Origin of the sequence: Buchnera aphidicola (Myzocallis carpini), from assembly GCF_964059025.1 — a bacterium.
Classification (GTDB): Bacteria; Pseudomonadota; Gammaproteobacteria; order Enterobacterales; family Enterobacteriaceae; genus Buchnera_L; species Buchnera_L aphidicola_AK.
This window is the reverse complement of record NZ_OZ060376.1, coordinates 392-22731: the sequence shown is the minus strand read 5'-3', so window position 1 is coordinate 22731 and position 22340 is coordinate 392. Positions and strand designations below refer to the sequence as shown.

Genomic DNA, 22340 nt, shown 5'->3' with positions numbered 1-22340 from the left:
TTATTTACATTATATAGTATATTATAATCCTGTTGATAAATATATCTTATATTTTTGAAATATTAATTATTATACTCCGAAAAAAAAGTATCAACAAATTCTTTTTTGTTAAATAGATATATATCTTGTAATTTTTCACCAATACCTATATATTTAATAGGGATATGAAATTTATTTACTATAGAAAAAACTATTCCTCCTTTCGCTGTTCCATCTAATTTTGTTAATATAATTCCTGTAATTTTTTTAATTTCTTGATAAAATATTTCTACTTGATTCATAGAATTTTGACCATTACAAGCATCCAATACTAAAAAAATTTCTTGAGGGGAATGTAAACAATTATTACGAATTACTCGAATATTTTTTTTTAATTCTTGCATCAAATGTACTTTATTGTGCAACCTACCAGATGTATCAATTAATACAATATCTATATTATTATTTTTTGCGTATTGTATAGAATCAAAAATGACAGCAGATGGATCTGTACCTAGATCACAGGAAAATACTGGAATATTAATTTTTTCTCCCCATATTTTTAATTGATCAATTGCAGCTGCTCTAAAAGTATCACTAGCAGATAACATCACAGAATATCCAATTTTTTTATATAAATATGCTAATTTAGCAATTGTTGTCGTTTTACCAACACCATTTACTCCGGCCATTAAAATAATATGAGGGATATTTTTTAATTTATTATACGAATTATATATATTCAATGATTCAACTTTCAAAGTATTACAAAGCAATTGTTTTAATATAAGATATAATTCTTTTTTTTTTTTTAATTTATTTTTTTTATGTTCTGTAATTAACATTGCGATAACTTTTTTTGTAATTTCATACCCAAAATCATACATTAATAAATTTTCTTCTAATTGTTTAAAAAAATTATCATTAATTTCGTGATACATAAAAAAATTTTTTATTTTACATGCAAAACTATCTTTATTCTTTTTAATTCCTAAATATATATTTTGAAAAAAATTATTTTTTTTTTTAGATATATTCTGAGAAGTATGCTCTATATTTTTCGAATCACCATAAAATAACTGATCCTTGATATCAACAGTTTTATCTTTTATTTTTTTAAACCAGGAAAATAAATTACTGTTTTTTTCACCAGACATATAAAATATCCTTAATTTTTTTATATACAATAAAAAATATTAATATATTTATTATAATATATAATGTATTCCATAACTATTTACACCATATATTCTATGAAAAAAAGAACATTTAATACAATAAAAATTATATCGGGATATCTCAAAGGAAGAAATATTACACTAATCAATCATGTATACTTACGTCCTACTCTACATAGAATACGGGAAACATTATTTAATTGGATAGAAAAAAAAATTTATAATGCGAACTGTTTAGATTGTTTTTCAGGTAGTGGAGCATTAAGTATAGAATCTATATCACGTTATGCAAAATATGTTACATTAATAGAAAATAATAAAAAAATTTTAAATAATATAAAAAAAAATATTAAAAAATTGAATATACAAAATATTGAAATTCTTAATGTCAATGCACTAGTATGGTTAAAAAAAACATATCAAAAATACGATATTATTTTTTTAGATCCGCCATACTATAATAATATCTTACAAAAAAGTATTACAATCATTGATAAAAATAACTTAATTAAAAATACAGGATATATATATATCGAAAAAGATAAAAAAAAAAATATTCATTATCCCAAAACATGGTATATACACAAAAAAAAAAGTACTTCTAATATTGATTATTCAATATATATTTATAGAAATGAATAATATAAGATATTTTATATTAATAAAATATTCAGTATGAGGATTGATCATGGCATATAATATAAATTTATTACAACGTTTAAAAAATATAATACCTAATCATATCCAACCGAAATTTCAATATGGAAAAGAATTACTACATTGGAATTATCAAGAAGGAATATTGTTTTCTCAAAAAACTATTCAAGAAAATGATAAAATAAAAAAAAAAAATATTTTAGAAAAATCTGGTATTCGTCAATTATATTTAAATTGTTCATTTGAAAATTATCAAATAAAAAATGAAAAACAAAAAAAAATAGTAAAACTTTCTAAACAATATGCTAAAAATTTTCATAACAGCTTTAAAAATTTTATTTTTTTAGGTACAACAGGAACTGGGAAAAATCATTTAGCTGCCGCTATAGGTAATTATTTAATTGAAAAAGGAAAGAAAATTCTCCTGATTACAATTGCAGATCTTATGTCAAATGTCAAAAAAACATTTAATAACAATAATAAAAACTTTACAGAAGAAAAAATAATTCATTATCTTAGTACTGTAGATTTATTAATATTTGATGAAATAGGGATACAAACAGAATCTAAATACGAAAAAATTATTTTACACCAAATTATTAAAAGAAGATATTCATGTAAAAAACCTATAGGAATACTTTCTAATTTGTTTTTTCCGGAATTAAAAAAAATACTCGGAGAACAAATTATAGATAGAATTAATACTAATAATAGTTTAGTACTATACTTTACATGGAATAGTCATAGAAAATAAAATATTTCTATTTATTCACTCGAGAAATATAGTTACCAGTTCGAGTATCTACTTTCACCACATCTCCAATCTTTATAAATAATGGGACTTGGATAATATGTCCAGTAGATAACTTGGATAATTTTTTCCGATTATTACTCATAACAGTATCTAAAGAAAAAGATGAAACTTCAGATATAACTTGCAAATTCACAAAATTACTAACCAAAACTGATATAGGACGATCATTCCATAAAGTAATTACATAATCATTTTGCTCTACAAGCCATTTATACTTATCTTGCATAATGTTCTGATCTATTCCAATTTGATCAAAAGTACTACGATTCATAAAATACCATATTTTTTGATCAGAATATATGTACATTAGTGTAATATCAACAACATTAGCACGCAATAAGGTATCAGTAGCACGGAACGTTTTTTCTATCAATTGTCCTGTCAATAATTTTCGTAATTTTACTCTAGAAAATACTTGTCCTTTCCCCGGTTTAACAAATTCTACAGATTCTATAGAACAGGGTTGTTGTTCAAATAATATTTTTAAACCAACTTTAAAGTTATTACTAGCATATAAGACCATAAAATATTATAATGATTATAAATAAAATATTATATAAAACTATAATAATTACCCTAATAAAAGTTGATTAGGGTAATTATTGATATGTTTTATAATTATTATATACATAAAACTACATCATTCCACCCATTCCGCCCATTCCAGGAGACATACTATTGTTCGCAGAGGAAGAATTAATATCAGATTTTTCTTCTTTTGGTAGATCTGTTACCATACACTCTGTAGTAATCATTAATCCAGCAACAGAAGCTGCATATTGTAATGCTGATCGAGTTACTTTTGTTGGATCTAAAATTCCAAAATTAATCATATCTCCATACTGGTCTGTTGCAGCATTATATCCATAATTACCTTTCCCGTCTTTTACGTTATTTGTCACTACTGAAGGTTCTTCTCCAGAATTAGAAACAATTTGTCGTAAAGGAGCTTCCATAGCCCGTAATGCAACCCTAATACCAACATTTTGATCTTCATTTTGTCCGGATAACTTAGATAATTTGCCCGCTACTCGCACTAAAGCAACTCCACCACCTGCTACAACACCCTCTTCTACTGCTGCACGAGTTGCGTGTAATGCGTCTTCTACACGAGCTTTTTTCTCTTTCATTTCCACTTCTGTAGCAGCACCAACTTTTAATACTGCAACACCACCTGATAATTTCGCTAAACGTTCATTTAATTTTTCTTTATCATATTCTGAAGTTGCTTCTTGAGATTGTGTACGAATTTGTTTAATACGATTTTTAATAGAAACTTTATTACCTAAACCACCAATAATTGTTGTTGTATCTTTAGTAATAACAACACGTTTAGATTGACCTAAATCTTCTAAAGTTGTTTTTTCTAATTCCATTGCTAATTCTTCAGAAACAACAGTACCATTAGTTAAAATCGCAACATCTTCTAACATAGATTTTCTACGATCTCCAAAACCTGGAGCCTTTACAGCAGCAACTTTTACAATACCACGCATAGAATTTACCACTAAAGTAGCTAGTGCTTCACCTTCTAAATCTTCAGAGATAATTAATAAAGGTTTATTAGATTTTGCAACAGATTCTAATAATGGTAATAACTCACGAATGTTAGATATTTTTTTATCTGCCATTAAAATGTAAGGATTATCTAATTCTACTAATCCTGATTCTGATTTATTAATAAAATATGGAGATAAATAACCACGATCAAATTGCATTCCCTTCACAACTTCTAATTCATCTTGTAATCCAGTTCCTTCTTCTACAGTTATTACGCCGTCATTACCAACTTTTTCCATAGCTTCAGCAATAAGTTTCCCTACTGTTTCATCAGCATTAGCAGAAATGGTACCAACTTGAGTAATAGATACAGAATCTGAACATGGCACTGACATATCCTTTAATACCTTAACTGCATTAATTACAGCTTTATCGATTCCTCTTTTTAAATCCATAGGATTCATACCAGCAGCTACTGCCTTTAATCCTTCGTTTACAATAGCTTGTGCTAATAACGTAGCAGTAGTGGTGCCATCTCCAGCAACATCATTAGCTTTTGATGCAACTTCTTTAACCATTTGAGCGCCCATATTTTCAAACTTATCTTCTAATTCTATTTCTCGAGCCACTGAAACACCATCTTTTGTAATACTAGGAGCACCAAAAGATTTATCTAAAATAACATTTCTTCCTTTCGGACCTAAAGTTACTTTTACTGCATCAGCTAATACATTGACCCCTCGAAGCATTTTAACACGAGCTTCATTTCCAAACTTTACATCTTTAGCTGCCATATTTAATACCCCTTAAAATATAAATATATTTCAGAGAATTGCAAATATACTATTTTTCTACAATCGCTAAAATATCACTTTCATTTAAAATTAATACTTCCTCATTATCCACTTTTTCAGTTTTAGCACCGTATCCTTCGTTAAAAATAACAGTATCACCAATTTTTACATCTAATGGTTTAGTGTTTCCATTATCTAAAATGCGGCCATTACCTACTGCAATAACTGTTCCGCGAGTAGACTTTCCTGCAGCAGATCCAGTTAAAACAATACCTCCTGCTGATTTTGATTCTACTTCTTGTTTTTTTATAATTACTCGATCGTGCAATGGACGAATTTTCATGTAATTACACTCCTTAAAAAAACATTATTTATTTCTTATCTTAAAATAATACTAGTATTTTAAATATTTTCTTAAAATCCAAATATTGTGCTATTAATTTAATTATAGGGATACATATAAAAACTTTCAAGGGTAAAATAAAACTTTCAATATCCCAGAAATCATGATAAAAATCTTATAAAAATGAATTTTTATAGTTCTAAACATAGTAAAATAAATAAAATATAAAAACAATTGACATTATCATGAATTTTATGGTTTAATAAATATATAAATAAATTGCCCGAATAGCTCAGTCGGTAGAGCAGGGGACTGAAAATCCCCGTGTCGGTGGTTCAATTCCGCCTTCGGGCATTTTATTGTTACAATAAAATATTTATATCTTATTTACCAATACAAAAATTTGAAAAAATAGAATTTAAAATAGTATCCGAAGTGACTAATCCAGTAATTTCATTTAACATATTTTGAATATTTTTTAAGTTCTCAGCTAGTATTTCGATGTTTTTATCCATCTTCCATGTATTTTGAGTATGTAAAATTTTTTGTATTACTAATTCTAAAATTTTTAAATGACGACGACGAGCTAAAAAAACTGTCTCGGAATTACAAGTAATAGAATTCAAAGACTGTTTTTTTAGGCGCATCTTTAAAATATTAATCCCCTCTCCAGTTTTTGCCGATATTCTAATTCCTATATATTTTTTTAAAAAACGCATCACTTTTGATTTTTTTTGAGAAATATCACATTTATTAAATAATATTGTAATATTTTTTTTATAAGATACCTGATTTAAAAATTGTAGAAGAATTTCTCTTTTTGTATGTTTTGGAAGTGTATTATCTACAACAAAAAGAATATGATCAGATAATTCAATTTGTTCCCAAGTTTTACTAATTCCAATTTTCTCTATAATATTGTTAGTAGGTCTAAAACCCGCGGTATCAGTTATTTGAAACGTAATTCCATCAATATATATATCATCATGTAAAACATCACGTGTTGTTCCTTGAATATCAGTAACTATAGCAGAATTATTTAATAATAATGCATTATATAAACTAGATTTTCCAGAATTTGATGGGCCAATAATAACAACTTTCATCCCTTCATGAATTTTATTTCCTAATTTTCCTGTTTTTGTAATTTCTTTGGTATTTAAAAAAATCATCTTTAATTTTTTTGCAAACCTGTGAATGTTAATATCAACATTTTCTTCAGGAAAATTAATATTTGCTTCAACAAGCATCCTCATTTCTACTATCTTTTTGATTAAATCATTAATTTTTTTTGAAAAAAAACCTTGCAAAGATCGTAATGCTGCTTTTATACTCAATTCAGAGTCTGCATGAATTAATTTTATGATAGATTCTGATTGTATAAGATCTAATTTTCCGTTTAAAAAAGCACGTTGTGTAAATTCTCCAGGATTGGCAACACGAACATTCTTAATACATAAAATATTTTTAATTAACAAATCTAAAATAACAGGATTTCCATGACCTTGTAATTCTAATATATCTTCTCCAGTAAACGAAAATGGTTTAGGATACCAAACTGCAATACCTTCATCAATAACTAAACCTGAAATATCTAAAAAAGGAGTGTAATACGCATACCTTGCTGGAGGTATTTTTTTTAATATTTTATATGCAACATATTTAGCTTGTAGACCTGATATCCTTAAAATTCCGATACCAGATCTTCCATAAGGAGTAGCTTGAGCAACAATTGTATCATAAAATTTCATATTTTTTTATTTTAAATATATACCATGAATATACAATCAAGAATATATCATATATCACTATTTATTTAAATTTATTATAAATATATAATTGTTGTATTATAATAACTATATTACTAACAGTATAGTAAAGTACTAATCCAGCAGGTAACCATAAAAAACAAAAAGATAATACTATAGGCAAATAATCTATCATTTTATTTCGAATTAATCGAGACTGTATACTAGATGGAGTCATTTTTTGCATCACAAAAATTGTTATACCCATAATAATTGGTAAAATATAATACGGATCTTTTACTGATAAATCGTGAATCCAAAATAAAAAGGGCGATTGTCTTAATTCTATTGAATTAATTAACATGTAATATAAAGATAAAAAAATTGGCATCTGAAATAATGTAGGTAATAATCCACTAAATGGACTAACATTATTTTTTTTATATAATTCTAAAACTTTCTCACTAGATTTTTGTTTATCATCTTTATATTTTTTCTTTAAAGCATTAATTTCTGGTTGTAATGATTGTATAATCATAGCTGAAATATATTGAGACTTTACTAAAGGATAACTCAGCATCCGAATTATACACGTAATTAAAATAATTGCAATTCCCCAATTGCGAAATATTAAATACAGAAAATGTAAAAAAAACAATAAGGGTTTTGATATAAACCAGAACCATCCATAATCTATTGTAAAATCAAAATAAGGAGCAAAAGATAACATCTCATGCTGAATTTTTGGCCCCATCCATAATACTGTATTAATTCTTCTTATTTGTTTATGAAAAACATTTAGTGTAGATGTATGATGACCAACAATAACTGTATGATTATCATTTACTGTAGCAGTATAAATAGTATTTTGAATATTTTTATTTAAAATCCATCCAACAGAAAAATATTTTTGTGATACAGATAACCAACCAGAGTAAGAAACAAAAGAAAAAGTATTGTTGTTAATAACATCATTCAGTAAAAATTTTTTATATTTCTGATGTTCTTTAGAAATAAATATATTATCAAATCCATTCTTTATATAATATCTATGAAAATTTATAATAGTTTTAATAGGATAAATAATTTGTTTTAAATAATTAACAAGAAAAAATGAAAATTTTTTATAATTATAATTATGTATCTTATATTCAATATTGATCTTATATGAACCTTGTTGCAAAATAAATGTTTTAGTACAGTATACACCATCTTTAATCTTTGAAATCAGAGGAACAAATAACATTTTGTTTCCATTTATTAATTCAAACCTTATACGATCAGCAGTATATTGAATATTTTTTTCATATATTAATTTTTTTTTACCATACGCAATAAATCCACTTTTAATACAATAATTATTATTATTTTTTGTATATAATAATTTTAATTTTTTCAAAAAATTTAATTTATTTTGATATTTTAATAATTCAGCTGTCTGTATTTCCCCACCCATTAAATTAATTTTCAAATACACTACATCAGTTTTGACATCAATACTATTTTTTTCAAATACAGAAAAATTATTTTTATGATGATTAATATTAAGTTGTAATTTTGTTTCTATATTTCTAATATTATTAATCTTTACAAAATATAATTTATATATTAATAAAGAAGAAAACAATAATATCAAAACCAAAAACAATCGTTTTACACCCATTCTGAATATTCTCTTAAAAAATATTTTGTAAAATACATTATATTATTTACTAATGTATATAATTTTATTTTTACTTCTTTTTTCACACAATACAATTATTTTACTAGAATTATTAAATTTTATAATAATACTATTGATAGTAATACATCCATAATAATTTTATATTTTTTATTAGTAAACATCTCTTGTAATACATAATCTTAGGTCGCACAAGAACAATATAATCCATGTTATATAAATAATTTTGAGATAATCGAAAACTTTCCCGAATAAATCTTTTTATTGTATTTCTTTTACAAGAACTTTTTGAAACCTTTTTAGAAATTATAATACCTAATCTAGGATGTGATAAATGATTTTTTGTACTTAAAACAATCATATTATATATCGAAAGTTTAATCGATTTTTGAAATATTTTTTTAAAATGATTACAATGAGATAAACGAAATTTTTTCGAAAAAGAAAATCGGATTTGGTGCATTATTTATGAGAAACCGTTAAAGAATAACGTGATTTTTTTCTCCTACGAGAAAGAATACTACGTCCATTTTTTGTAGACATACGAGACCTAAAACCATGAACACGATTTCTTTTTAATAGAGAAGGTTGAAAAGTTCGTTTCATAGCATCCCCTTATATTTTTATATTATAAATTTTTTATAATTTACATACAACTATTGTTATTTATTATATATAATAAATTTTTTATTTATAAAATATATTTTTTGAATTAAGAATATCCTGATTTTAAAAATATAATATTCACAATATTATCAATAAATTTTTTCTATTTTGAAATATAAGAAAATTTCCCAAAATTTACATTACAATACATAAACTAACATGATAACTATTTTCATGTATTATATTATAATTAATAATGTTCTTGATATATTATAAAATATAATATAATGTTTAAAAATAACATTTTTATAACTATATAAATAACCAATATAAAATATTATTTATTTTAATCATAACAACCATGAAATTTATTATAAAAAAAAACAAACTATTAAAACCATTACAAAAACTTAATAGCATTATTTGTATAAATCATGAATATCCAATGACTAGCAATATTTTACTAGAATTTCAAGAAAATTATATTTTTTTAACAAGTACAAATCTAGAATTAGAATTAACAACAAAAATTAAATTATTAAATCACCATAATAATTATTCTATTGTAATATCAGGAAAAAAAATATTTAATGTCATTCGTAGCTTCCCAAATGATATAAATCTTCAAATTACTTGCAACACTAATAATATTTATATTGCATATGAAAATATTCAATTTACACTCAATACAATAAGTGCTAATAATTTTCCAAAATTTTCACAAGAAAAAAATACAACGAATATTACATTACCGCAAGAAAAAATAAAAAATATTATTCATCATACCGCTTTTTCTATGGCAAAGCAAGATATTCGACATTATTTAAATGGTATGTATCTTGAAATCAACAAAAATAAAATTTTTGCTATTGCTACTGATGGATACCGTATGGCTTTATGTAATACTACAATTCATGAAAACAATATAAAAATATCAATTATTATACCTAGAAAAACAATTATGGAACTTATAAAAATACTACAAGACTGTAATACACCATTGAAAATATGTATTGGTTTAAAAATGGTAAAATTTGAAATTAATGAATATATTCTTTTTAGTAAATTAATTGATAATGAATTTCCAGATTATAAAAATTTATTTCTTCAAGAATTTCAAACAATACTCAAAATAAACCGAAAAAAACTTAAAACTTCTTTAATGCGAGCTGCTATACTAACAAATAGAAAATTTCCAGGAGTCAAATTATATTTTCATAAGGAAAAATGTATTCTAAGTGCAAAAAATGAAAATAATGAAATTATAAAAGAAACAATTCAAATATGTAATACAAATGATCCCATTGAATTAACTATGAATATTCATTATATTTTAGATGTTATTAATGTTCTTCAAAATGAATTTATTACAATATATTTAAATAATAATATATCCAGAATATATATCCAAAATCTCGAAAAATATCATTCATTTTACATCATTATGCCTTTAATTATCTAAAATATATAAATATAATCAAGGAAATAATCATGATGAATAATTATAATGCATCTAATATCAAAATCTTAAAAGGACTAGATGCGGTTCGAAAAAGACCAGGAATGTATATTGGTGATACAGATGATGGAAGTGGATTGCATCATATGGTTTTTGAAGTTGTAGATAATGCTATTGATGAAGCATTAGCAGGATATTGTAAAAAAATTCAAGTTATTCTACATGCAGATAATTCCGTTTCTGTACAAGATGATGGAAGAGGAATACCTACTGACATCCATCCTGAAGAAAAAATACCAACAGCAGAAGTGATTTTAACAATGCTACACGCCGGAGGTAAATTTGATAATCATACATATAAAATTTCAGGTGGTTTGCATGGTGTAGGTATTTCTGTTGTAAACGCATTATCACAAAAGTTACAACTCACAATATATCGAAATGGTAATAAATATCAACAAATATACTCTAATGGAAAACCCATCAATCAATTGAAAATTATTGGAAAAACAAAATCTACAGGAACTAAAATACATTTCTGGCCTAGTAACAAAATATTTACTAAAGTTGTTCATTTTAAATATAAAATTTTAGCGAAAAGATTAAAAGAACTATCTTTTTTAAACAATAATATTGAAATTTCTATGAAAGATATTTCGCAAAATATACAAAAAACTTATCACCATACAGGAGGATTAAAATCCTTTATTATATTTGTAAATAAAAAAAAAAAACCTATTCATACAAAAATCATACATTTACAATGTGAGAAAAAAAAAATTGCAGTAGAAATAGCTATACAATGGAATAGTTCATTTAAAGAAAATATTTATTGTTTTACAAACAATATACCACAAAAAGATGGTGGAACACATCTTTCTGGATTTCGTACTGCTATTACGCGCACAATAAATAATTACATCAATAAAGAAGGATATAATAAAAAAAATAAAATTCAAACAACAGGAGATGACACGAGGGAAGGATTAGTAGCCATAATATCTATTAAAATGTCTAACCCAAAATTTTCATCACAAACAAAAGAAAAATTAATTTCTTCCGAAGTAAAATCTGTTATTGAATCCATTATTATAGAATATTTATCAGAATTTTTATTAGAAAATCCTCAAGATTCTAAAAATATTATTAATAAAGTTCTTCATGCAGCAAAAATGAGAGAAGCTGCAAAAAGAGTACGAGAAATTAGTAAAAAAAAAGGATTATTTGATATAAATAATTTACCTGGAAAACTATCAGATTGCCAAGAAAAAAATCCAGAATTATCAGAGTTATATTTAGTAGAAGGAGATTCTGCAGGAGGATCAGCTAAACAGGGTAGAAATCGTAAAAATCAAGCTATTTTACCTTTAAAAGGAAAAATATTAAACGTAGAAAAAGCTAGATTTGAAAAAATGATTTCTTCACAAGAAATAGGGACCATTATTACTGCTTTAGGATGTGGGATTGGCAAAAAAGATCATAATCCAAAAAAATTAAGATACCATAGTATTATTATTATGACTGATGCAGATATTGATGGTTCTCATATTCGTACACTATTATTAACTTTTTTTTATCGGCAAATGCCAGAAATTATTAAGAAAGGACATATTTATATTGCTCAACCACCATTATATAAAATTAAAAAAGGGAAATTAGAACTATATATTAAAAATGATGAAGAGATGTATAAAAAGCAAATACAAATTTCTTTGCAAAATGTAACATTTGATAGCAATGATCCAAAAAAAAATAGTAATAATATTACAAAATTTAAAAAAATGATTTTAAAATATTATAACATTCAAAATCATTTAAAAACAAAATATAATCTTTCTGAAGAAATCATACATGAATTAACATATCAACCACAATTAAAAAATTTATACCAATATCATAAAGTATTCAAATGGACTCAAACAGTTGTTTTAAATCTCAATCGTCAATCACAATATATTCAATATTCTAGTAATATTATAAATAATATAGAAAAAAAAATATTCGAACCTATAATATATCAATATCATGTAATACATGCAAAAAAAAAACATTATTATATTATAAATAAATTATTATTAAGTACTCAATATCATCAATTACAAAAATTGAAAATAGCATGGAATCATTTAGTTGATCACCATGATTATCTCAAAAAAAATCACAAAATAAAAAAAATTACTAATTTTAAAGAAATTATAGAATGGTTATTTAAAGAAGTACATCAAGAAATTAATATCCAAAGATACAAAGGATTAGGAGAAATGAATCCAGATCAATTATGGAAAACAACTATGAATCCAGAAACAAGAAATATGTTACAAGTGACTATTAAAGATGCTATATCAGCTGATAAATTATTTAAAACATTAATGGGAGATTCTGTAGAACCAAGAAAAAAATTTATCGAAAAAAACGCACTAATAGTAGAAAACATTGACATTTAAATACATCAGAATATATTAAAATATTCTTTATACACATTGTTTCATAATATTAATGGTATATAATTTTGCATTAATTTTTTTTAAACTATGATACAATTCTTTTTTTTTGTTTAACTGACTGTCTTTCATAAGCATGTTAATACTATTTTTTTTTTTCATTAAAGTATCATAATTTAAATGTTCTGCAAAAATTGCTTTTTTAACAACAACTTGAATGAACATTGGTTGTACTTCTAATATACCCGAGGAAATGTAGATATATTTCTTTTTATTAAATTTGGTTAAAATATATAATGCTCCTGGTATTGTTGTAGTTAATAAAGCAGTATGCCCAGGGTAAATATTTAAAATACCATTGATCGTAGTAATATGAATTTTTTTAATATATTCAGAAAATAATATTTTTTGGATACTTACAACATTTAAATAACATTTCATGCAATACCTATTTTAAAAATTATTATAAAGACTTTGATTTTTGAATAGCTTCATCAATATTACCAATCATATAAAAAGCTTGTTCAGGTAATTCGTCAAACTCTCCATCTAAAATTCCTTTAAACCCTCTAATATTTTCTTTCAAAGTAACATATTTCCCTGGAGATCCAGTAAATATTTCAGCAACAAAAAATGGTTGTGATAAAAATCTTTGCACTTTTCTTGCTCTAGATACTAGTAACTTATCTGTATCAGATAATTCATCAATCCCTAAAATTGCAATAATATCTTTTAATTCTTCATATTTTTGTAATATAAACTGTACATTTCGTGCTGTTTGATAATGCTCTTTACCAATAATTGTAACATCTAATAACCTACTACTAGAACTTAATGGATCTACAGCAGGGTAAATACCTAACGAAGATATTTGTCTACTTAATGTAATAATACCATCTAAATGCGAAAATGTAATTGCTGGAGCTGGATCTGTAAAATCGTCTGCAGGAACATAAACTGCTTGTATTGAAGTAATAGAACCCATTTTAGTTGAAGTAATACGCTCTTGTAAAATTCCCATTTCTTCAGATAATGTTGGTTGATATCCGACTGCAGAAGGCATTCTTCCTAGTAATGCAGAAACTTCAGTTCCTGCTAAAATATACCGATATATATTGTCAATAAATAATAATACATTCTTACCTTCTTCTCTAAATTTCTCTGCAATCGTTAATCCAGTAAATGCTACCCTTAACCGATTTCCCGGAGGTTCGTTCATCTGACCATATACTAAAGAAACTTTATCTAACACTTTGGATGCTTGCATCTCATGATAAAAATCATTACCTTCTCTTGTTCTTTCTCCAACTCCAGTAAAAACAGAATATCCAGAATGTTGAATAGCAATATTTCGAATTAGTTCCATCATATTCACTGTTTTCCCTACTCCTGCGCCTCCAAATAATCCAATTTTTCCACCTTTCGAAAATGGACATATTAAATCAAGTACTTTGATACCAGTTTCTAAAATTTCTATTGAACTTGATTGTTCTTGATATTTTGGAGGAGACCGATGTATTTCCCAATACTCTGGAGTTTTTCCATTACTATTCAAAATAGGTCCTTTCATATCTATAGGTTGTCCTAAAACATTCATAATGCGACCTAATGTAGATGTTCCGACTGGAATTTTAATATAATGACCTAAATTGATAACTTTTAATCCTCTTTTTAATCCATCTGAAGAACCCATAGCAATAGTACGTACAATTCCTGATCCTAATTGTTGCTGAACTTCTAAAATCAATAATTTATTATCGTAATGTACTTCTAAAGCATGATATATCTTGGGAAGATGTTTGTTTGAAAACTCAACATCTATAACAGCACCAATAATTTGTATAATTTTACCAGTATTCATTTTATATCCTTATGTTACAAATAATATAATAATAAAATATAATTTTTATAAACAAATATTTGCTCCTGAAATAATTTCAATGAGTTCTTGTGTAATACTAAATTGTCGTATTTTATTATATAATATTCTTAAATCAGTAATAATATTTTTACTATTATCAGTAGCAGTTTTCATAGCAATCATACGAGCAGACTGTTCACTCAATTGATTTTCTAGCAGTAATTGTAATAATTGAAATATAATATACTCATTGAGTACATATTCTATTGTATATTTTTCATAGTACTCATATAAATAATCCCAATTTTTATATATTGTATATTTTGGACCTGAAAAATTTTTTTTATGTATTGGTAATATTTGAAATATTTCTGGTTTTTGAAGTATTCTACTGTAAAATTTATTACTCACAATTAATAATTTATCAAAAATATTCTTTTTATAATGTATGATTAATTTTTTCGCTAAAGGTATTAAATCAGTATATTCCAATTCATCATCTAAAAAGATTGTTTTATAATTATGATGTATATTTTGATTTTTAAAAAATAGTGAACCCCTTTTTCCTAAAATGTATAAAAAAAATTTAATATTATGATTCGTATTATTTTTCATAACTGAGTTTACAATTTTAAAAATATTATTATTTAAACTACCACATAAACCTCGATTGGAAGAAACAACTACAATTCCAATACTTTTAATTTGTTTTTTTTTTTTTAAAAAAATATTTTTTTTTAATTTACCTTGTAAAAAATGAAAAATAATTTCTTTAATAGAATTTAAATATGGTTGACTAATTAATATTTTATTTTGCATTTTTTTTATCTTAGTAATTGCAACCATTTCCATCGTTTTAGTAATCTTTTTAGTATTAGAAATACTTTTTATTTTATTACGTATCATGTTCGTATTAATCATAATTTGCCTGATTTTTTTAAAAATGATATATAAGATTAATAACTATATAATACTAATAAATATTATTCCTTTTAAATATATTGGTAATATCATATAACTTTTTTTGAATTTCTTTAGTATAATGCGTAGCATTATTAAGGATATCTAAAAAAGAACTATATTCATTTTTAAAAAAAAATAATAAATTTTTTTCAAATTCTTGTATTTTATCAACATGAATCTCATCAAGCAAACCATTTTCAGCAGAAAAAAAAATAATAACTTGTTCTGCTACAGACATTGCATGGTACTGATTTTGTTTTAAAAGTTCAGTGATTTTTTGACCATAATCTAATTGCTTTTTAGTAATTTCATCTAAATCAGAAGAAAATTGAGAAAATGCAGATAACTCTCGATACTGTGCTAATGCTGTTCGTATTTTTACAGATAATTTTTTAATAATTTCTGTTTGTGCTGCACTACCTACTCGAGAAACAGATATCCCGGGATTAATTGCAGGTCGAATACCCATATTAAATAAATTCGTTTCTAAAAATATTTGACCATCAGTAATAGAAATCACATTAGTAGGTATAAAAGAAGAAACATCACCAGACTGTGTTTCTATAATTGGAAGTGCAGTTAACGAACCTGTTTTACCAAAAACAGTTTTTTGACTTCGTTCGTAAACACTATCCATATTAATACGCGAAGCTCTTTCTAACAATCTTGAGTGTAAATAAAAAATATCTCCAGGAAATGCTTCCCTTCCAGGGGGTCTTTTTAATAATAATGAAATTTGTCGATATGAAATAGCATGTTTAGATAAATCATCATATACAATTAATGCATTTTCCCCATAATCCCTAAAGTATTCTCCCATTGCACATCCAGAATATGGTGCAAGATATTGCATCACTGGTGATTCAGCTGCTGATGCGTTTACAATAATTGTATTAGATAAAGCATTATATCTTTCTAATTTTTCTACAATATTTAATATTTTAGATTGTTGTTGGCCAATAGCAACATAAATACAAAAAACATTTGATTTTCTTTGATTTATTATTGTATCTATTGCTAATGCTGTTTTCCCAGTTTGTCGATCTCCAATAATTAATTCTCTTTGTCCCTTTCCAATAGGTACCATAGCATCTATTGCTTTATATCCAGTATGAATAGGTTCGGTAACTGATACTCTTTCAATCACTCCTGGTGCATCTTTTTCGATAGGATAATATATTGTACTATTCATTTCTTCTTTCCCATCAATAGGAATACCTAAAACATTTACTACACGTCCTAATAAATTTTTTCCAACTGGAACTTCTAACATACGACCAGTAGAATATACTTTCATACCTTCTACAATATTTAAATATGATCCCAAAACTACTGCACTAATAATATCTCTTTCTAAATTTAATACTAGAGCATACATTTTATCTGGTAATGAAATCATTTCACCAAACATAACATTATTAATTCCATAAATTCGTATAATGCCATCGCTAACAGAAATAATTACTCCTTCATGGTATATATTCTTAGAAATATCAAATTTTTCAATACGTTGTTGAATTATTTCACTAATTTCACTAGAATTTAATTGCATACTATTTGTATTCTCTTAATCCAATAAAAAGTTAGATAATGCTTTTAAACGACTTAAAATACAATCATCTATAATAGTATCTTGAAATTTAAGAATCATACCATTTAATATAGAAGATCTAACCTTAAATCGCAAATGTATTTTTTTACATAATTTTTTTTCTAACAAAGAAAAGATTTTTCTTTTTTCTTGTAAATTAATATTAATTGCAGTAATTATATGAATAGTAATAATATTATAATGTTTGTTATATAAATTAATAAAAATTTCTTGAATTTTTTTAATCAAATGCAATTTTTTATTATAAATTAAAAGATTAAGAAAATTTTTGTTATTTTGATTTAATTGTTCGTATATAGTATCTTCCAAAATGTGAAAGATATTTTTAACATCAGAAAGAAAAAAAAAGAAATGATTTATTTTTTTATTTTTAAAAATTTTATATAAAAGAGATAAAAAATTTTTTGAACATTGTAAACAATTTTTTTTGATAGAAAAATTAAATATTGCTGTAGCATAAACACGTGCTATATCCATTTCTTTTTGCACATTATCCTCAAAAAACTATAAATAATTAATAAATGATTCTATTATATTTTTATTATTATCAATATTTTTATGAATGATTTTTTTTGTTATAATAATTGCTAAATGATTAATTTCTTTCATTAATTCTTTTCGAATTTTATTTTTTTGAATTTTAATTTCAGAATTAGCTTGTAATATAATTCTTTTTTTTTCTTTTTTTGCAGTTTTTATTGCTTCCTCTAAAAAAATAATTTTTTTTCTATTTGCTTGATTAAGAATCTCTTTTGATTTTTCTTTGGCGATACAAATAATTTTTTTTGCTTGTAATTTTAATATTTTTATTTCTTCTTTAGCATTTTTCAGCTCTTGTAAACCTTTTATAATTTTTTTTTTTCTATTTTCAATAACAAGAATGATTTCAGGCCAAATATATTGCATACAAAATATAACAAATAAAATAAAAGAGATCATTTGACCTAAAATTGTTGCATTTAAATTCATAAATTATTATCTCATGATAAAATAAAATATTTAATATTAAAATTAATATACATTATTTGGAAAAAGCAAATATCATATATAATCCTAATCCTACTGCAATCATTGGAATTGCGTCTACTAACCCCATAACAACAAAAAATTGAGTACGTAATACCGGAATTAAATCTGGTTGTCTAGCCGCACCTTCCAAAAATTTTCCTCCAAGAATTCCAATTCCAATAGCGGCACCAATTGCTGCTAAACCAATCATAATAGCAGCTGATAAATGTAACATATCTAGATTTACATGTTGCATGTAATTTTCCTTTTAAAATAAATTCTTACATTAAATTAATGTTTTTGGGATGCCATTGATAAATATACTATAGTTAAAATCATAAAAATAAATGCTTGTAAAAATATAATTAAAATATGAAAAATTGCCCAAGGAACACTCAAAACCCATTGTAGCCACCAGGGTATAAAACCTGCAATTAATATAAAAACCATTTCTCCTGCATATAAATTACCAAAAAGTCGTAATGCTAAAGAAATGGGTTTAGAAAATAACGAGACAGATTCTAATGTAATGTTTATCAAATATAAAAGATAATGATGAAATGGATTAGTAATTAATTCTTTTAAAAATCCTAAAAGACCTTTTTTTGTTATACTATAATAAATAATTAATAAAAATACGACTAATGAAATTGAAAAAGTAATATTAATATCTGCAGAAGGTACGATTCTAAAAAATTTGATTCCAAAACATGTATATATTATATAAGGTATAAAATCTATTGGAATTAAATCCATAGAATTCATTAATAATATCCAAATAAAAACTGTTAAAGATAATGGTGCAATTAATTTACTTTTTGTTGTAAAAATTTCTTTTACATTTTTATTAATAAATTCTACAATTAATTCAATAAAAACTTGTAAATTGTTTGGTTGATAGTATGAAATTGTTTTAGAAACAAAAAAAAATAACATTAAAAATATACTTCCTAAAATTAAAGAAAATAAAATAGAATCAATATTTAAAATCCAAAAATTATTTTTTATATTATGATGATGTAAAAATTTCAAACTTCGAAGATCTAATTGTAGATGACATAAATGGTGTTGAATATATTTTTCTGGATACAAGATTTTTGTAAAAACCATGATAGTAGTTGCCTTAAAGAATAACAAAAGTATAAAAATACAATATTTTAACTTAAATAATGCTATTTTATTAAAAATGATTTTAATTATAAAAAATTGTATTAAAAATTATTTTTTAATATTTAACAATTTGTGAAAATAAATTAATAAAATAGATATTGCTGCTGGAGTTATACCAGAAATTCTTGAAGCTTGACCAATAGAAGTAGGTTGATAATCATTTAATTTCATTTTTACTTCATTAGATAAACCTATAATTTTATTATAATTAAAATTTTTTGGTAGAATCGTATTTTCATTTTTTTTATGTTTCATAATTTCTTTTTTTTGTTTTTTAATATAACCTTCATATTTTATTTGAGTAATTAATTCAATTAATTCATCGAATTTACTGTTTTTTGAAAAAAATATTTTAGAATTTTTAATATTTTGGAAATTAATTTCTGATCTTTTAATTAACTCGTATCCACTAATTTCATTTTTTAATTCAATGTTAAAAACTTTTTTAAGTTCTACGGAATTTTTAGAATTTGGCACAATTTTAATATTTTGAATTTTTGTTTTTTCTTTTAAAATGTTATGAATTTTTTTATTATATAATAACCATCTTTTTTCGTCAATTAATCCAAAATTTTTAGCAATTTCTGTTAATCGTAAATCTGCATTATCTTCTCTTAAAAGTAATCGATATTCTGCACGGGCAGTAAACATACGATAAGGTTCCTTTGTTCCTTTAGTACATAAATCATCTACTAAAACACCTAAATATGCTTCATTTCTTTTAGGAAACCATCCTGTTTTATTCGAAACATATAAACTAGCATTTATACCTGCTAATAATCCTTGTGCTGCTGCTTCTTCATAACCAGTAGTACCATTAATTTGTCCTGCTAAAAATAATCCTTGAATCATTTTACTTTCTAATGTTAAAGATAAACTTCTAGGATCAATAAAATCATATTCCACAGCATATCCAGGACGAAGAATTTTTGCGTTTTCAAAACCTTCTATTGAATTCACAAATTGTTTTTGAATTTCTATAGGTAAACTAGTAGATATTCCATTTGGATAAGCTTCTATACAATTTAATCCTTCTGGTTCAATAAATATTTGATGACTATTTTTTTCTTTAAAATTTACAATTTTATCTTCAATAGAAGGACAATAACGTGGTCCAATACCCGATATGATACCTGAATACATCGGGCTTTGATGTAAATTATTTTGAATAATTTGATGTGTTTTGGGATTTGTTTTTGTAATATAACAAGGTATTTGTTTGGGATGGTGTCTTATGTTACCGATAAATGAAAATATTGGTTCGGGTAAATCACCTTTTTGAATTTTTAAGTTATTAAAATTAATTGTACGAATATCAATTCTAGGTGGAGTACCAGTTTTTAATCTTCTTATTTTAAACGACAATTCTTTTAATTTTTTTGATAATATTATAGAAGAATTATCATTTATTCTACCGCCAATATAATTTTTTGAACCAATGTAGATTTTTCCTCCTAAAAAAGTACCAGTAGTCAAAATAATTGATTTTGCATATACACATTCATCATTTTTCATTTTAACACCAATAACACAATTATTTTTTATTAATAAATCATGAACTTCATTTTCTATAATAGAAATATTTTTTTGTTTTTTTAAAGTTTTAATAATAAATTGTTGATATAGTTTTCTGTCAATTTGAACACGAGTTGATTTTACAGCAGAACCTTTAGTAGCATTTAAAATACGGAATTGAATTCCAGCATGATCTGCAGCAATTGCCATAATTCCTCCCATGGCATCTACTTCTTTTACTAAATGACTTTTTCCAATTCCTCCTATTGCAGGATTACATGAAAGACATCCTATATTTTTAATTTTTTGAGTTATTAATAAAGATTTTTTATTCATACGACCGCAAGCTAATATTGCTTCTGTACCTGCATGTCCTCCCCCAACTACAATAACATCAAATTCTTTTTGTATCATAATAATTCCTTATTTTATAATATAAAAAATTTTTATAAATCTTTTAATTGGAGTTTTTATTTTCTAAATATTTTTAAAAGCAAAAATGCAAAAAATATTGCAATTATTATATAATATGTTATAATCCTAACTACAAATATTTTACTAAGGTACATATATCACCATTATACATACTCCCCTATAGAAGACAACACCTGGGTTTGTTCATGACTCATCTTGGTTGTAAGTATTTGTACTAAGGTACATATATCACCATTATACATACTCCCCTATAGAAGACAACACCTGGGTTTGTTCATGACTCATCTTGATTGTAAGTATTTGTACTAAGGTACATATATCACCATTATACATACTCCCCTATAGAAGACAACACCTGGGTTTGTTCATGACTCATCTTGGTTGTAAGTATTTGTACTAAGGTACATATATCACCATTATACATACTCCCCTATAGAAGACAACACCTGGGTTTGTTCATGACTCATCTTGATTGTAAGTATTTGTACTAAGGTACATATATCACCATTATACATACTCCCCTATAGAAGACAACACCTGGGTTTGTTCATGACTCATCTTGGTTGTAAGTATTTG

At 24.6% G+C, this 22340-nt stretch carries 21 protein-coding genes and 1 tRNA gene; 5 read left to right on the top strand and 17 right to left on the bottom strand.

Annotated features, from left to right (window positions below):
* Positions 1-62 precede the first annotated feature (62 nt).
* A complete protein-coding gene (gene ftsY / locus AB4W53_RS00110) occupies positions 63-1136 on the bottom strand; it encodes a signal recognition particle-docking protein FtsY (protein WP_367671890.1) in 1074 nt (357 codons plus the stop codon).
* A 96-nt stretch (positions 1137-1232) separates the two neighbouring features.
* On the opposite strand from ftsY, the gene rsmD reads away from it, so the two are divergent.
* Both rsmD and AB4W53_RS00100 read left to right on the top strand, forming a co-directional pair.
* The gene (gene rsmD / locus AB4W53_RS00105; RefSeq protein ID WP_367671889.1) at positions 1233-1799 is read left to right on the top strand and encodes a 16S rRNA (guanine(966)-N(2))-methyltransferase RsmD; all 567 of its coding nucleotides are present in this window, start codon (positions 1233-1235) and stop codon (positions 1797-1799) included.
* Between the two features lie 46 nt (positions 1800-1845).
* Positions 1846-2568, top strand: a complete 723-nt coding sequence (locus tag AB4W53_RS00100) for an ATP-binding protein (protein ID WP_367671888.1) — start codon at positions 1846-1848, stop codon at positions 2566-2568.
* Between the two features lie 7 nt (positions 2569-2575).
* Here the strand turns inward: AB4W53_RS00100 and efp are convergent, their stop codons facing one another.
* From efp to AB4W53_RS00085, 3 genes are all read right to left on the bottom strand, one after another.
* Positions 2576-3151 (bottom strand): elongation factor P, encoded by a 576-nt coding sequence (gene efp, locus AB4W53_RS00095; protein ID WP_367671887.1) that lies wholly within the window; start codon positions 3149-3151, stop codon positions 2576-2578.
* Positions 3152-3263: 112 nt separating this feature from the next.
* Entirely contained in the window at positions 3264-4922 is a 1659-nt protein-coding gene (gene groL, locus AB4W53_RS00090; protein WP_367671885.1) for a chaperonin GroEL, read from the bottom strand.
* A gap of 49 nt (positions 4923-4971) precedes the next feature.
* On the bottom strand, positions 4972-5265 hold the full coding sequence (locus AB4W53_RS00085) for a co-chaperone GroES (RefSeq protein WP_367671884.1): 294 nt from the start codon (positions 5263-5265) through the stop codon (positions 4972-4974).
* Between the two features lie 281 nt (positions 5266-5546).
* Here AB4W53_RS00085 and AB4W53_RS00080 point away from each other — a divergent pair.
* Positions 5547-5619: transfer RNA gene (locus AB4W53_RS00080), tRNA-Phe, on the top strand.
* A gap of 29 nt (positions 5620-5648) precedes the next feature.
* On the opposite strand, the gene mnmE is transcribed toward AB4W53_RS00080, so the two are convergent.
* The 4 genes from mnmE to rpmH all read right to left on the bottom strand — a co-directional run bounded on the left by mnmE (position 5649) and on the right by rpmH (position 9300).
* Positions 5649-7016 (bottom strand): tRNA uridine-5-carboxymethylaminomethyl(34) synthesis GTPase MnmE, encoded by a 1368-nt coding sequence (gene mnmE / locus AB4W53_RS00075; RefSeq protein WP_367671882.1) that lies wholly within the window; start codon positions 7014-7016, stop codon positions 5649-5651.
* Between the two features lie 61 nt (positions 7017-7077).
* Complete coding sequence (yidC, locus tag AB4W53_RS00070) at positions 7078-8676, bottom strand: membrane protein insertase YidC (RefSeq protein ID WP_367671881.1); 1599 nt, start codon at positions 8674-8676, stop codon at positions 7078-7080.
* Positions 8677-8806: 130 nt separating this feature from the next.
* A complete protein-coding gene (gene rnpA / locus AB4W53_RS00065; RefSeq protein WP_367671880.1) occupies positions 8807-9157 on the bottom strand; it encodes a ribonuclease P protein component in 351 nt (116 codons plus the stop codon).
* Entirely contained in the window at positions 9157-9300 is a 144-nt protein-coding gene (gene rpmH / locus AB4W53_RS00060; RefSeq protein WP_367671879.1) for a 50S ribosomal protein L34, read from the bottom strand. The genes rnpA and rpmH overlap by 1 nt, the downstream gene beginning before the upstream one ends.
* A gap of 361 nt (positions 9301-9661) precedes the next feature.
* On the opposite strand from rpmH, the gene dnaN reads away from it, so the two are divergent.
* Together dnaN and gyrB are read left to right on the top strand one after the other, a co-directional pair.
* On the top strand, positions 9662-10762 hold the full coding sequence (dnaN, locus tag AB4W53_RS00055; protein WP_367671878.1) for a DNA polymerase III subunit beta: 1101 nt from the start codon (positions 9662-9664) through the stop codon (positions 10760-10762).
* Positions 10763-10791: 29 nt separating this feature from the next.
* Positions 10792-13203 carry a DNA topoisomerase (ATP-hydrolyzing) subunit B gene (gyrB, locus tag AB4W53_RS00050; RefSeq protein ID WP_367671877.1) on the top strand — a complete coding sequence of 804 codons (2412 nt, stop codon included), beginning with the start codon at positions 10792-10794 and terminating at the stop codon, positions 13201-13203.
* Between the two features lie 27 nt (positions 13204-13230).
* On the opposite strand, the gene atpC is transcribed toward gyrB, so the two are convergent.
* The 9 genes from atpC to mnmG all read right to left on the bottom strand — a co-directional run bounded on the left by atpC (position 13231) and on the right by mnmG (position 21746).
* A complete protein-coding gene (gene atpC / locus AB4W53_RS00045; protein WP_367671876.1) occupies positions 13231-13641 on the bottom strand; it encodes an ATP synthase F1 subunit epsilon in 411 nt (136 codons plus the stop codon).
* Between the two features lie 22 nt (positions 13642-13663).
* Positions 13664-15061, bottom strand: coding sequence for a F0F1 ATP synthase subunit beta (atpD, locus tag AB4W53_RS00040; protein ID WP_367671875.1), 1398 nt, complete (start codon positions 15059-15061; stop codon positions 13664-13666).
* 45 nt (positions 15062-15106) lie between these two features.
* On the bottom strand, positions 15107-15982 hold the full coding sequence (gene atpG, locus AB4W53_RS00035; protein WP_367671874.1) for an ATP synthase F1 subunit gamma: 876 nt from the start codon (positions 15980-15982) through the stop codon (positions 15107-15109).
* Between the two features lie 52 nt (positions 15983-16034).
* Positions 16035-17576 (bottom strand): F0F1 ATP synthase subunit alpha, encoded by a 1542-nt coding sequence (gene atpA, locus AB4W53_RS00030; protein ID WP_367671873.1) that lies wholly within the window; start codon positions 17574-17576, stop codon positions 16035-16037.
* A 15-nt stretch (positions 17577-17591) separates the two neighbouring features.
* Positions 17592-18125, bottom strand: a complete 534-nt coding sequence (gene atpH / locus AB4W53_RS00025; protein WP_367671872.1) for an ATP synthase F1 subunit delta — start codon at positions 18123-18125, stop codon at positions 17592-17594.
* 15 nt (positions 18126-18140) lie between these two features.
* On the bottom strand, positions 18141-18605 hold the full coding sequence (locus AB4W53_RS00020; RefSeq protein ID WP_367671871.1) for a F0F1 ATP synthase subunit B: 465 nt from the start codon (positions 18603-18605) through the stop codon (positions 18141-18143).
* 52 nt (positions 18606-18657) lie between these two features.
* Entirely contained in the window at positions 18658-18900 is a 243-nt protein-coding gene (atpE, locus tag AB4W53_RS00015; protein WP_367671869.1) for a F0F1 ATP synthase subunit C, read from the bottom strand.
* 35 nt (positions 18901-18935) lie between these two features.
* Positions 18936-19754 (bottom strand): F0F1 ATP synthase subunit A, encoded by an 819-nt coding sequence (gene atpB, locus AB4W53_RS00010; RefSeq protein ID WP_367671868.1) that lies wholly within the window; start codon positions 19752-19754, stop codon positions 18936-18938.
* Between the two features lie 108 nt (positions 19755-19862).
* Positions 19863-21746 (bottom strand): tRNA uridine-5-carboxymethylaminomethyl(34) synthesis enzyme MnmG, encoded by a 1884-nt coding sequence (gene mnmG / locus AB4W53_RS00005; RefSeq protein WP_367672109.1) that lies wholly within the window; start codon positions 21744-21746, stop codon positions 19863-19865.
* Positions 21747-22340: the final 594 nt, after the last annotated feature.

Bases quoted from the DNA above. Each gene is read 5' to 3' on its own strand.
- ftsY (WP_367671890.1), bottom strand. From the start codon at position 1,136: ATGTCTGGTGAAAAAAACAGTAATTTATTTTCCTGGTTTAAAAAAATA.
- rsmD (WP_367671889.1), top strand. From the start codon at position 1,233: ATGAAAAAAAGAACATTTAATACAATAAAAATTATATCGGGATATCTC.
- AB4W53_RS00100 (WP_367671888.1), top strand. From the start codon at position 1,846: ATGGCATATAATATAAATTTATTACAACGTTTAAAAAATATAATACCT.
- efp (WP_367671887.1), bottom strand. From the start codon at position 3,151: ATGGTCTTATATGCTAGTAATAACTTTAAAGTTGGTTTAAAAATATTA.
- groL (WP_367671885.1), bottom strand. From the start codon at position 4,922: ATGGCAGCTAAAGATGTAAAGTTTGGAAATGAAGCTCGTGTTAAAATG.
- AB4W53_RS00085 (WP_367671884.1), bottom strand. From the start codon at position 5,265: ATGAAAATTCGTCCATTGCACGATCGAGTAATTATAAAAAAACAAGAA.
- mnmE (WP_367671882.1), bottom strand. From the start codon at position 7,016: ATGAAATTTTATGATACAATTGTTGCTCAAGCTACTCCTTATGGAAGA.
- yidC (WP_367671881.1), bottom strand. From the start codon at position 8,676: ATGGGTGTAAAACGATTGTTTTTGGTTTTGATATTATTGTTTTCTTCT.
- rnpA (WP_367671880.1), bottom strand. From the start codon at position 9,157: ATGCACCAAATCCGATTTTCTTTTTCGAAAAAATTTCGTTTATCTCAT.
- rpmH (WP_367671879.1), bottom strand. From the start codon at position 9,300: ATGAAACGAACTTTTCAACCTTCTCTATTAAAAAGAAATCGTGTTCAT.
- dnaN (WP_367671878.1), top strand. From the start codon at position 9,662: ATGAAATTTATTATAAAAAAAAACAAACTATTAAAACCATTACAAAAA.
- gyrB (WP_367671877.1), top strand. From the start codon at position 10,792: ATGATGAATAATTATAATGCATCTAATATCAAAATCTTAAAAGGACTA.
- atpC (WP_367671876.1), bottom strand. From the start codon at position 13,641: ATGAAATGTTATTTAAATGTTGTAAGTATCCAAAAAATATTATTTTCT.
- atpD (WP_367671875.1), bottom strand. From the start codon at position 15,061: ATGAATACTGGTAAAATTATACAAATTATTGGTGCTGTTATAGATGTT.
- atpG (WP_367671874.1), bottom strand. From the start codon at position 15,982: ATGATTAATACGAACATGATACGTAATAAAATAAAAAGTATTTCTAAT.
- atpA (WP_367671873.1), bottom strand. From the start codon at position 17,576: ATGCAATTAAATTCTAGTGAAATTAGTGAAATAATTCAACAACGTATT.
- AB4W53_RS00020 (WP_367671871.1), bottom strand. From the start codon at position 18,605: ATGAATTTAAATGCAACAATTTTAGGTCAAATGATCTCTTTTATTTTA.
- atpE (WP_367671869.1), bottom strand. From the start codon at position 18,900: ATGCAACATGTAAATCTAGATATGTTACATTTATCAGCTGCTATTATG.
- atpB (WP_367671868.1), bottom strand. From the start codon at position 19,754: ATGGTTTTTACAAAAATCTTGTATCCAGAAAAATATATTCAACACCAT.